The sequence below is a fragment of the Peribacillus butanolivorans genome (assembly GCF_001273755.1).
GTDB lineage: Bacteria > Bacillota > Bacilli > Bacillales > DSM-1321 > Peribacillus > Peribacillus butanolivorans.
In genome coordinates this window covers 1,845,483-1,855,889 of record NZ_LGYA01000001.1, presented here as the reverse complement: position 1 = coordinate 1,855,889, position 10,407 = coordinate 1,845,483, and the positions used below count along the sequence as shown (strand labels likewise).

The window sequence follows — 10,407 nt, the reverse complement described above, 5'->3', positions numbered from 1 at the left end:
CCCTGTTTAACTGTTGCTATAATTTTATTAGAAGTAGAAGGACCTGTACGGACATTCAGGTTAGCAGTTGCTGTATAGGTTACAGTTGCTGCATGGGCTACACTTGGTTCTAACACCTTAATATTTGCATGGTTAAAACCGATTAAACCTGCACATAAAATAATGAAAGCAAAACCGGTAGCTAGCACTCTTTTGTTTAACGTTACTTTATTTAGTTTTGTCATTTAGAACACCTCAGCTTTAAGGTATATTTTTAAAAAATAAATGTCAACATATATATTCTCTCTTTTTAACAATGTAGTTGTCTATTCCTGCAATTAATCTAAAAATACCAGAGTAAATATAATCTATAACTGCATTGAAAAATGTCCTCCTCATTAAAAAATTCAACTTCTTTATCTATATGTATTAGACAAACTATCAGTGTGTTTTAACATTTACCTTGTTTAACTAAACTGCCCCGATAGTTGCATAAGAAAAGGAGCTGCTAATCAGCTCCTGATAATGAAGTAAAGCACCCGTTAGCTTTATAAGATGTTATCATTTTCTATGTAATACAAATTGTGATTTACTGTATTTAAAGTTGTTTTTTTCGTAAAAAGGAATTAAATGTTCTTCACAAAACAAGCTAATAACATCAATATGAGATAGTTCGTCTAACAATTTTGATACAAGATTCTTTCCAATACCTGACTTTTGATATGCTTTATGTATAACAACATCTTCAATGTATGCTCTAAATTTACCGTCTGAAACAGCTCTTGCAGACCCAATAAGAGTACCGTCTTTCCATACACCAATTGAAATTTCCCTTTTTAACATTTCTTCAATATCTTGTTCTTTTCTTTCCTCCCACCAACCTGCATCATTATAAAGTTTCATAAGTTCGATTGCTTTAATTGGCCTTTCATAAAATCTAAAATATTCAAGTTCCAAGTCGTTATCCCCGATTCGTTTTTATTCTAATTTTATATAAATAGTACAGAATTGTCTTCTTCAACTAAACTGCCCCTTTAGTTGCATAACAAAAAGGTTGCTTCAGCAACCTCCCTTATTGAACTTAAGCACCCGTTAGTTCTTTAAGAAACCCAGTATGGAAACAAAGAAAAGAAATGAAGAGACAACAATGCTCATATACCCCGAAAATCCTTTTCTGTCTTTTTGAAGTTCGGCTAATCCAGTAACTAACATAATTGCCCCTAAGAACAACATAGAATACGGCATCAACTCAAAATTTCGAGTAATTTGCTGACTGAATTGTTAATCATATATGAATCTATTATTCTTTTGTAAAATTTCGTTAATTGATATTGATGGTCTAGTATAAAGAAATATAATGAAACTGTTCTGATTTTGGCACGTTCGAAAAATGGGAAATGGAGGTTTTAGTTACTACAAAAAGACGTGTGGATATTAGAGGGGAACTAAGAGATTTAGTCCTACATATTTCATCACAAGGAGAATGAAAAAATGAAGATAAAAAAATTACTTATAGTTGGTTTGGCAGCAACTACGATTGCAAATGTGGGGGCAACACAACAGGCTAGTGCCTCTATAGCAACGCCATCGTCTATCACTGATAGCAACAAATTTGATAAGCTTCATTCTAAACTGCTAGATCATCGAAAAAATGCTCCTCTTATGATTACAGCACACCGTGGACAGTGGCGTGAATACCCGGAAAACTCGCTGGGGGCAATTAAAGAGGCGATCAAGGACGGCGCTGAAATCGTCGAAATCGATGTTATGCTGACAGCGGACGGGGTACCTGTCTTAATGCATGACTCAACTGTGGACCGAACCACCAACGGAACAGGAAAGGTTAGTGATTTCACTCTGGCAGAAATTAAGGAGCTCCGCCTAAAAGAAGGTCTTGGTGGAAAAACGGCTAAGTTAACGGACTACACGGTTCCCACTTTGGAGGAAGCTATGCTTGCAGCCAAGGATCGTGCTATCGTAAACCTTGATAAAGGCTGGAAAATCCGTGAGGAAATGTACGACGTGCTCGTCAAAACGGATACTGTTGATCATGGATTGTTCAAGGGAAGCCCAAATGTGGAAGAAGCTGCAGAATTTATGGCAATGGATCCGGAAATTCTGTATATGCACATTATTAATGATAACACTGCTGACACAGTAGACACATTCCCAGGACGCCAGCCAGTAGCATATGAGATCATTTTTAATGATTTAAAAAATCCCCAAATTCAACCGGAGAAAATACAACAAATCCAGAAAAACAGTAGGGTTTTTGTCAACGTCATGTGGTATGACCTTGCCGGGAAATATACAGATGAGGCATCACTGCGGGATGTAAATCTTGGATGGAAAGTTGTAACGGACCTTGGTGCGAACATTCTGCAAACCGACAATGTCGAGGCGATGGATTACTGGCGCGACGGAGGTAATATGAAGTTCTGGGATGCGCAAAAAGGAAATCGAACCGTCCGTGTTCAGGCTGAGGACTATCTACCAGGTGGACAGGGTGTGGATGTCTCTGACTCAAATGGTGCAATCGTTGTAAATTCAAACCAGGAGGGGGAATGGGCTAAATATGAAGTGAACATTCCGAAATCAGGTTTGTATAAAATCTCAGGTCGCGTGTCTGCGTCTGTTGCTCCAGCGGGTACCATCAGATTAGAATGGGATGGAGATTTTAGTGAGGAGATAGAAGTGGAAAACACTACGAATAACCGTGCTTTCGAACTTCAAGAATGGGATTATCGATATCTGGAAAAAGGAACTCATACCTTTGCTGTCCATATTACTGAACCTAGTTTTCATCAACTGGACTACATCCAGTTTGATTTGCAGAAATAACCTTCCATTTGTGGTTAAAGAGTGAGTCATAATAAAAAGATTTTCAAGTTGCTTCAAAGCTCTGAAGCAACTTTTTCTATATTAAATTTTCCTTTGAATTAAACTGCCCAGAACTTTCCATAGTAAAGGAGTGCTGATTAGCTCCTGATATTCATGTAATGTGCCCGTTCTTATGGAAAAAAGTTAATATCAAAGTGAACGTCAAGTAGCCCCCAAATACTACATGGGTGGTGTATTTGGGGGCTACTTGACGTTCATCTTTTTAATACCCTGCCTACGTTAAGGAATCGACTTTTTTTACTTCTTCTTATAGAACTAACGCACCCGTTAGTTTAAGTAGATTTCTTCACAAACTTTTTAGTATTTCAGTTAATACAGGACAGGAATGCTACCCCGTTAGTTTACCCATTTATGAATTTCCCTAATGAATAAACCAATAAAATTAATAATTGATAAAGAGTAAAGGGGATTAGTGTAAGGAATGGGATGTACTTCATCTTATGTTGTTCTTTCCTTATCACAGCGATAATCGTACATATAATAGAAACACCATACAGGCTTAAACTACTAATTAGTAATATATCACTAAACTTAATTATTTCAATTGCAGCAAATAAAAGTAATGGAGCCATAACTCCAACTATGGCTGACGTAAAACTAAACATATTTTTCTTCATTTCAATTTCCATCCTCAATTCATTTGATAATGGTGATGGCAGCCACACATCTTGAACTATAGCACAAGTTAGCTTAATAAAATTTTCTCTGTTAATCACTCTTTTTTTCAATAATAGATTTATTTAATCCTACTTGTCTTATTCAACTAACCTGCCCCGTTAGTTCATTAAGAAAAGCGATTCTTATTAAAGAATCGCGCCCGATTATGGAACAATGACAACTCCTAATAGGAATATTATAAAAACGGTGATAGTATTGTTATAATAGATTTTTAGACATTTTGAAAGTAACGACAAATGTTATGGGTGGTGTTTTTTTGAAAAAAGAAGTGAAAAAGGATTTAATTAAAGTTATATCCGTGACTGTTGTAGGTATAATTCTTATATTAATGATTCCTATTCTTTTTTCTCATTTATTATAATATCTACTTTGACATCATTTACCGTATTCGTGTTTCCTCCACAATTTGGCCCAATTGTTGAACAAAGGTCAAACAGCACTCTTCAACTATCTTACCCCTTTAGCATCCATAAGAAAAAGAGCTGCCAAAGCAACTCCCTTATTGAAGTAAAGCACCCGTTAGTTTAAGTACAATATTTCACAATCTTTCTTGGAACATTAGAACTTTATATACTTTTCAGTATCTTTGCTGGGTTTCCGGCTACTATTGAATTAGTAGGTACATCTTTCGTAACAACAGAACCAGCAGCAATAATTGAATTATTACCAATAGTGATTCCAGGTAAGATAACACAACTTCCACCAATCCACACATCATTTCCTATTGTTATTGGAATCGCATAACCACTCTTGTTTCTATCTTTAGGTTCAATTGAATGACCAGCCGTGTATAGTCCAACATTAGGACCAATCATACAGTTTTCACCAATCCTTACTTCTGCCATATCTAATATAGTACAGTTATATCCAGCATAGAAGTTGTCTCCAATGTGGATGTTGTATCCTAAGTCACAGTGGAAATTATGCTCAATACTCGGATTTACTCCGACACTTCCGAATAATTCCCTTATAATTTCCTCTTTTCTTTCTGAATCTTCGATTGGACAATTATTAAACTCTTGAACAAGTTTATGGGCAATGATATTTTTCAACCTTAGTTCATCCGTACCTCGTTTGTAGTAGATTTTCTCTTTATCCTCCATATCTAGTCTCCTTTCTTCAGTTATTTATAAAATACCACATTTTCTTCAAGTAACCTGCCCCGATAGTTGCATAAGAATAAGCTGTCTTAAAGACAGCTCCGATCTTCAGCTAACGCACCCTTTAGTTCAACAAGGTTATGGTATGGGAGAAAACTACTCATACTCATCCGTTATCAGCTCGAACTTTTCTGGCATTATTTTTTGAAGAGAATCTATTGATGAAAAGTGTTCATCCTTTGAGAACACGGTAATATAGTCACCATCATGCCCCACCCAAAACATAGTGGAACTTTTAGTTAAATTGGCTATCGGGGTATTGGCTATCCATTTTAATTTAACTAGTCTGGTTCGGTTTTTTTTAGTCCTTTTTACAGGATAAGGTGACTCATATTCCCTTTCCTCAAGTCTGAATACATCCTCTTTTAGGGACCATAATGATAAGTTCAACATGCTTCCATTCCCGTACAAATAAGGATAATATTCTTTAAATTGCTGTGGGTTGCGTATAATTGCCTTTACAAAGAACGTGTCTTTACGACTCCCCTTCATATAATTAAACTCTATATGTTGCATCTTAAACAGCTCTTCGTATTCTTCTTGTTGAAAATCATAGATTTCCGCAAGTGAATAGATAGGGTAATAACCTGGGCTATCCATCCAATTACAAAAAAGTTCTTCATGGTAATAATCACCATCCCAACAAGAAAAATCTACGATATATTGTAACTCACCGTTAATCTCAAAAGGATAAGTGGCTTCTTCCGCCGGTACAGTTATTATTCTTTCGGGAGGGAAGTAGCTTATTCCAACTTTCATTTTTAATCGCCTCTCTTAAAAGATCTGAATCGTTTATTTTATTATATTACCACGTGAAACCGTTGTTTTCGCTGCTTTTTAGCATTATCGGCTTCTTGAACTATCCTGCCCCGTTAGTGCCATAAGAAAAAAGTGGTGCCAGAGCAACTCCCTTATTTCACCTGTTAGGTTAAGAACTACGCTTTTTTATTTTTTATCTCTTCCAACAGAGAGATAACCTTTTCATTCTGTTTAATTATTGTTTGATTTTGATTTCTCATTTTTGTGAAGTCAAATAAAAATATTAATAAGATTGCTACTATAAGGAAAGCCATAATTCACCTCTACACTCTACTTTTCTCTAAATTATACCAGTTCTTATGCAACTAACCTGCCCCGTTAGTGCCATAATAAAAAGGCTGCCTCAGCAACCCCTGTAAAGCAGCTGTTAGTTCAACAAGAAGGAAAAATCCACTTACATCACTATACAGCTAATTTTGTAAACAAAAAGAGCGTTAACCCTTTTGGTCAACACTCTAAAATCGATTTAACATACATTAATAACTAATATATGAACCTATTCGACTATGCCAAGCGTAAATTTCAATATCAATCTTCATTCTCTTCTTCTTCATATAAATCGTGTTCACCAATATAAATAGGGCCGTTTGCATAATCAATTCTGATTGGCCATTCATACGGAACTGATAAACGGCTTGCTACACCTCTCCAAAATTTACTCGAATCGGTTTCAAAATCTTGAAACTCTTTTAATAGTTCTTTATATGATGCACCGTCAAATTGTATATTCATTTCCTGTAACCTCATGAAAGCCATATGTCTAATTTCAAGCTCTGCTGCCTTTTCCATTTCTTCTTCAGTTGCCTCTTCGATAATGGTTCCTGGCGGGGGTAAAATAGCGTAGATATTATCTACTTCTTCTCCCGTTTCTTGTGCGGGGATCAATTTATTCCGAATCCGATTAAGCATAAAGTCAACTCCTAATGGTTTTAATCTATTATATATAAGTCTATCGAGCTGCGTAAACTAAATACTCTTCATGTTCAACTAACGCACCTGTTAGTTCAACAAGGAATCGGCACTCCTGTCACTCGTTCATTTCTTACTGTCGTATAAATAAACCATTTTCTTCGACAATCTCCTTACATTTCTTAAAACCTATTGACGTCTTAGAATAAACAGGAAAAGACAATTCATAATTCCCAATTATCACTGTATCAAGAGAAGGAAAGAAAAAATTTGAAAAATGCAGTTCATTTACTGAAAGTTTCGTTAAAAAGATAAGGGCTTCCACATCACCTATCTTATAAATTCCCTTATTGGTAGAAAATAGTTTTCGAAAAAGACTTGCCTCTGCTCGATTTAAGGAAGCTAATATAAATTTGAACACTTTTTTGTTTTGTATAAACCCTTTTTTATAAATGTGTACATACACCTCATTATCTTCCATATGAAAAAGTTGAGTAAATGTACTAACGAATTTTGCACCGTGCTTTAAATTATGGCTTCTTCCCAATAGCTCACTTGCCTCTTCTTCAGTAAGAACACGATTAAATACATCCATAATACCAATAAAAGGATACATCTTTCTTGGCTCTTCAAGAAGATGGGTATTAAATTTTTTAAACTTTGAATGCAGCATATTAATTTCTTCATTCGTTGCCAATGTTAACTTCATAATTTTACCTCGTTGTTAATTTTGTTCTAACAATATTTTATCATCTTGTTGCACTAACCTGCTCGTTACTTGAATAAGAAAAAGGCTTCACTCCATATTGAAGTAAAGCTACCCTTTAGCTGGAGAAGAAACTATTGTTTCTATACACCTTTTAAACCACCATAATGGTCAACAATCTTATTTAACTCCTGTAATGTAGATTCCAAATAACTTTGGTCACTTTCAAATTCAAATTGTAGAATGTTTTCTTCAGAGGCTAATTCCTGAAAATATCCTTGTATGATAATTTGACCTAACTTATTAAAATCAAGTTCAAGTTTAAGAGTTGTCTCTGAGTTAGAAAACGTCGCCTTTCCTTTTAATTCACGATAACATTTTTGTAGTTGCGTGTAGAACTCAAATACCTGACCAGTAGAAAACCATAGTTCGCCATTAACATAATAGTTTCCACTCTTTATGTCGATTTTTCCTTTAACATCATAACCGCCCAAATAACTTGTTTCATTAGGAAAACCATACACTTCGTTTAATTCAATTTGTATAAATCCCTGTTTACCATCAATTTTAAATTCATGCACTTTATCACTCATTTCATCCAGAAACATTAATTTAAGGATACCAAAATCGCCCAAAACATAACAGTTCCTTCTTCCACTAACCTGCCCCGATAGTTGCATAAAGAAAGAGCTGCCTTAAAGACAGCTCTGATCTTAAGCTAACGCACCTGTTAGTTTATTAAGACAAGCTAACCTTATTCAAGAATCGCTCCCGATTGTTGAATATTGTCCCGGAACACCTACACTGAAAGGATATTCAAGATAAGCACTCGAAGTAGATTATTGCCTAAAATACCCTTTTTTCAGGAGACTGTTTGTTTTTAATCCGATGCTGGAACGACAGAGTCGCAATAAATACAGTTACTCCCCACAAGAACAATCCTCCGTACGTTACCACATACACCCAAATGGCTAATCCTTCGGCGTATCCTTTTGGAAGCGCTCCAAAAAATTGAAGAGCTGTCAAGAAGCTAATTAGAACTGTCAACACCCCAACTGACCATCCTGATATGATTAATAACCATTTTGGTAGTTTCTCCCCCCAGGAAGTCACGAGAGCTAAAGCAAATAAAGATGCCAGTATTGCCAAGATAGCTGTGAAGTCTATTCCGATGGTATATAACGTATATAGAAAAGTAGATCCTTCCTTTAATGTATCACCAAACCCTGCTACATCTTGTACAGCTTGTTTTGTTGTAAGTCCTACCGTTGATCCCCATGCCCAAAGCGATTTTAAAATCGCATACGGCAACAGTGCAAGAGCTGCAACATAGCCCCATCCTTTAGTCAAATAAGTTTTATCAGCTATTTCTGACCTTATATGTTTCACATGTTTTAAGCTCAAAAGACATTCCCCCTTCTCGTATAAGAAATGAAGCCTATTAGTTTTAAAAAATACCTAAAAGTACAAAGTTTCAAAAATCTTCAAATAAGTTCCGCCCTTTTTATTCTTATTCAATATTAGAGCCTTTTTATTCTTTATATCCTTTAAGTGAATAACATAATAGGAATCGTTGTTGAATAAGGTACGAATATATAGCCCAACCATTACGTAACTTTTTATGGAATAAATTGGAATCTTAAGATTGTTCATATGGCTCCCTTCCTTATTTAAGAATATGACCCAAGTGTTGAATAAAGATCAAACAGCACTCTTCAACTAAACTGCCCCGATAGTTTAAGTATTTTTCTTCACAATTATCGACTGGTAATTCAACAATAAGAAATAACGTGTAATTAAATATTTTGCACAAATTTAACTTTAGAACCCAACTACCTTCCTATTAGAAGATTAGTTGGGTTTCTTCATTATAAAGAAGATGAAACTCTACCAATTATTAATAATAAAATTCAAAAAAAATACTTTTTTGAAAATTCATAATTTTCAATATTTACATAATTTTCAGTATTTACAAAGTTCGACTTTTTTTGTATTATTTAAGAACAAGAAATGATAAGGAGGTGAGGCCTATCGATTGGTAAGGCGAAGGTATAAAGAAAATTATAGAATGTCGTGAAGAAGCTTTTTTACTCTTACAATCTTATGAAAGGATTTAAGGTTAATGGAAGGCGAAATAATCTAAGCGACCTTGTGATTCCGAAGTTGATGGATGATCAAGGTCGCTTTTTAGTAAGAAAAATTTTCTTCGTCGATTTGACTCTCATTTTCTCTAATTGTTTTTAACAACCTCTATGAAAAAGGTGATTGACAATGACATGGTGGATGGATATTTTAATACTAGAATTAATTAGAGAGAAAAAAGCTGAGCTATTAAATATAGTTGAACACCATGGACTCAATCATCCTATAACGATTCAATGTAGCCAAGAGTTAGATTACTTATTGAATCTACATGAAAAAATATACAGTTCCATGTAAGCCGAACACATAACCATTCATTATACATAACCCAATTATTGTTTTCGTTTGTATATTCAACTCTTCCATCTATGTTCCAAAACTCGTCCCTTTCTGAACACAATGCTGTTCAATCTGAAAAGGACGTTTTTTATTGCCTTTTTCGTAACAAAACTCTGTTCATAATTCTACGTTCAATAACCTACGGGACTTTATCTTATGTTACAATGAATTTAGAGAAAAATAAGGAAAGAGTGATTTTGGTGTTAATTGGCTACGCACGTGTATCAACAGGATTACAAAATTTAGATTTGCAAATGGATGCGCTAACGAAATATGGTTGTGGTAAAATTTTTCACGATAAGATGAGTGGTACAAAGAAGCAGCGTCCAGGATTAGCAGAAGCATTAGAGTATGCACGTGAAGGTGATACAATTGTGGTTTGGCGACTGGATCGACTTGGTCGCAATATGCAGGACCTGATTCACATTGTGAATAGTTTGAATGCACGTTGTGTCGGCTTTCATACAACCTTTTTCAGCTCTAGCAGCGTAGTTAATATTGAATAAATCAGGCTTTACAGGTTCTCGAAGGGAACCTCACTTAAAAATCATTAGCACTTGATTTTCAGCTTATCTTTTGTCGAATGTTTTCTTATTCGTAGGATTTCAAAAATGCACGGAGTACCAGATTTCTTGAACAAAAGGGCACCGACCCATTAGGTTAGCATAACTGGCCTCCACCCCTTGGATAGGCATGACGAAGGAATGAGAGGGCATATTTTTGATGACCCGTTGAGACATGGGAGGGAAAGCCTCCAGGGGCGGCGTGGAGATG

Annotated in this window: 11 protein-coding genes and 2 pseudogenes; 3 read left to right on the top strand and 10 right to left on the bottom strand. The window is 35.3% G+C overall.

Features of this window, described 5'->3' with window-relative positions; translation table 11 throughout:
• From AKG34_RS27915 to AKG34_RS26720, 3 genes and pseudogenes are all read right to left on the bottom strand, one after another.
• Positions 1–224, bottom strand: a pseudogene (locus AKG34_RS27915) (SH3 domain-containing protein); the annotation flags it as partial.
• 316 nt (positions 225–540) lie between these two features.
• Positions 541–882 carry a GNAT family N-acetyltransferase gene (locus tag AKG34_RS08775; protein ID WP_053348048.1) on the bottom strand — a complete coding sequence of 114 codons (342 nt, stop codon included), beginning with the start codon at positions 880–882 and terminating at the stop codon, positions 541–543.
• A gap of 189 nt (positions 883–1,071) precedes the next feature.
• Entirely contained in the window at positions 1,072–1,212 is a 141-nt protein-coding gene (locus AKG34_RS26720) for a DUF3953 domain-containing protein (protein WP_269083755.1), read from the bottom strand.
• A gap of 258 nt (positions 1,213–1,470) precedes the next feature.
• Here AKG34_RS26720 and AKG34_RS08770 point away from each other — a divergent pair, with 258 nt between their 5' ends.
• Positions 1,471–2,820 (top strand): glycerophosphodiester phosphodiesterase family protein, encoded by a 1,350-nt coding sequence (locus AKG34_RS08770; RefSeq protein ID WP_053345727.1) that lies wholly within the window; start codon positions 1,471–1,473, stop codon positions 2,818–2,820.
• A 401-nt stretch (positions 2,821–3,221) separates the two neighbouring features.
• Here AKG34_RS08770 and AKG34_RS08765 read toward each other — a convergent pair whose 3' ends face one another.
• From AKG34_RS08765 to AKG34_RS08735, 7 genes are all read right to left on the bottom strand, one after another.
• Positions 3,222–3,497 carry a hypothetical protein gene (locus tag AKG34_RS08765; protein WP_053345726.1) on the bottom strand — a complete coding sequence of 92 codons (276 nt, stop codon included), beginning with the start codon at positions 3,495–3,497 and terminating at the stop codon, positions 3,222–3,224.
• A 627-nt stretch (positions 3,498–4,124) separates the two neighbouring features.
• Positions 4,125–4,661, bottom strand: a complete 537-nt coding sequence (locus tag AKG34_RS08760; protein ID WP_053345725.1) for a sugar O-acetyltransferase — start codon at positions 4,659–4,661, stop codon at positions 4,125–4,127.
• A gap of 153 nt (positions 4,662–4,814) precedes the next feature.
• Positions 4,815–5,477 carry a hypothetical protein gene (locus AKG34_RS08755; RefSeq protein WP_053345724.1) on the bottom strand — a complete coding sequence of 221 codons (663 nt, stop codon included), beginning with the start codon at positions 5,475–5,477 and terminating at the stop codon, positions 4,815–4,817.
• Positions 5,478–6,065: 588 nt separating this feature from the next.
• Entirely contained in the window at positions 6,066–6,446 is a 381-nt protein-coding gene (locus AKG34_RS08750; protein ID WP_053345723.1) for a hypothetical protein, read from the bottom strand.
• 133 nt (positions 6,447–6,579) lie between these two features.
• Positions 6,580–7,155, bottom strand: a complete 576-nt coding sequence (locus AKG34_RS08745; RefSeq protein ID WP_053345722.1) for a hypothetical protein — start codon at positions 7,153–7,155, stop codon at positions 6,580–6,582.
• 140 nt (positions 7,156–7,295) lie between these two features.
• The gene (locus tag AKG34_RS08740) at positions 7,296–7,787 is read right to left on the bottom strand and encodes a WapI family immunity protein (protein ID WP_053345721.1); all 492 of its coding nucleotides are present in this window, start codon (positions 7,785–7,787) and stop codon (positions 7,296–7,298) included.
• Positions 7,788–7,998: 211 nt separating this feature from the next.
• On the bottom strand, positions 7,999–8,556 hold the full coding sequence (locus AKG34_RS08735) for a hypothetical protein (RefSeq protein ID WP_053345720.1): 558 nt from the start codon (positions 8,554–8,556) through the stop codon (positions 7,999–8,001).
• A gap of 867 nt (positions 8,557–9,423) precedes the next feature.
• On the opposite strand from AKG34_RS08735, the gene AKG34_RS26715 reads away from it, so the two are divergent.
• Positions 9,424–9,591, top strand: coding sequence for a Spo0E family sporulation regulatory protein-aspartic acid phosphatase (locus AKG34_RS26715; RefSeq protein ID WP_083450725.1), 168 nt, complete (start codon positions 9,424–9,426; stop codon positions 9,589–9,591).
• A gap of 242 nt (positions 9,592–9,833) precedes the next feature.
• Positions 9,834–10,100 (top strand): annotated as a pseudogene (locus AKG34_RS08725) (recombinase family protein); the annotation flags it as partial.
• Between the last annotated feature and the right edge of the window lie 307 nt (positions 10,101–10,407).

Bases quoted from the DNA above. Each gene is read 5' to 3' on its own strand.
- AKG34_RS08775 (WP_053348048.1), bottom strand. From the start codon at position 882: ATGAAACTTTATAATGATGCAGGTTGGTGGGAGGAAAGAAAAGAACAA.
- AKG34_RS26720 (WP_269083755.1), bottom strand. From the start codon at position 1,212: ATGTTGTTCTTAGGGGCAATTATGTTAGTTACTGGATTAGCCGAACTT.
- AKG34_RS08770 (WP_053345727.1), top strand. From the start codon at position 1,471: ATGAAGATAAAAAAATTACTTATAGTTGGTTTGGCAGCAACTACGATT.
- AKG34_RS08765 (WP_053345726.1), bottom strand. From the start codon at position 3,497: ATGAAGAAAAATATGTTTAGTTTTACGTCAGCCATAGTTGGAGTTATG.
- AKG34_RS08760 (WP_053345725.1), bottom strand. From the start codon at position 4,661: ATGGAGGATAAAGAGAAAATCTACTACAAACGAGGTACGGATGAACTA.
- AKG34_RS08755 (WP_053345724.1), bottom strand. From the start codon at position 5,477: ATGAAAGTTGGAATAAGCTACTTCCCTCCCGAAAGAATAATAACTGTA.
- AKG34_RS08750 (WP_053345723.1), bottom strand. From the start codon at position 6,446: ATGCTTAATCGGATTCGGAATAAATTGATCCCCGCACAAGAAACGGGA.
- AKG34_RS08745 (WP_053345722.1), bottom strand. From the start codon at position 7,155: ATGAAGTTAACATTGGCAACGAATGAAGAAATTAATATGCTGCATTCA.
- AKG34_RS26715 (WP_083450725.1), top strand. From the start codon at position 9,424: ATGACATGGTGGATGGATATTTTAATACTAGAATTAATTAGAGAGAAA.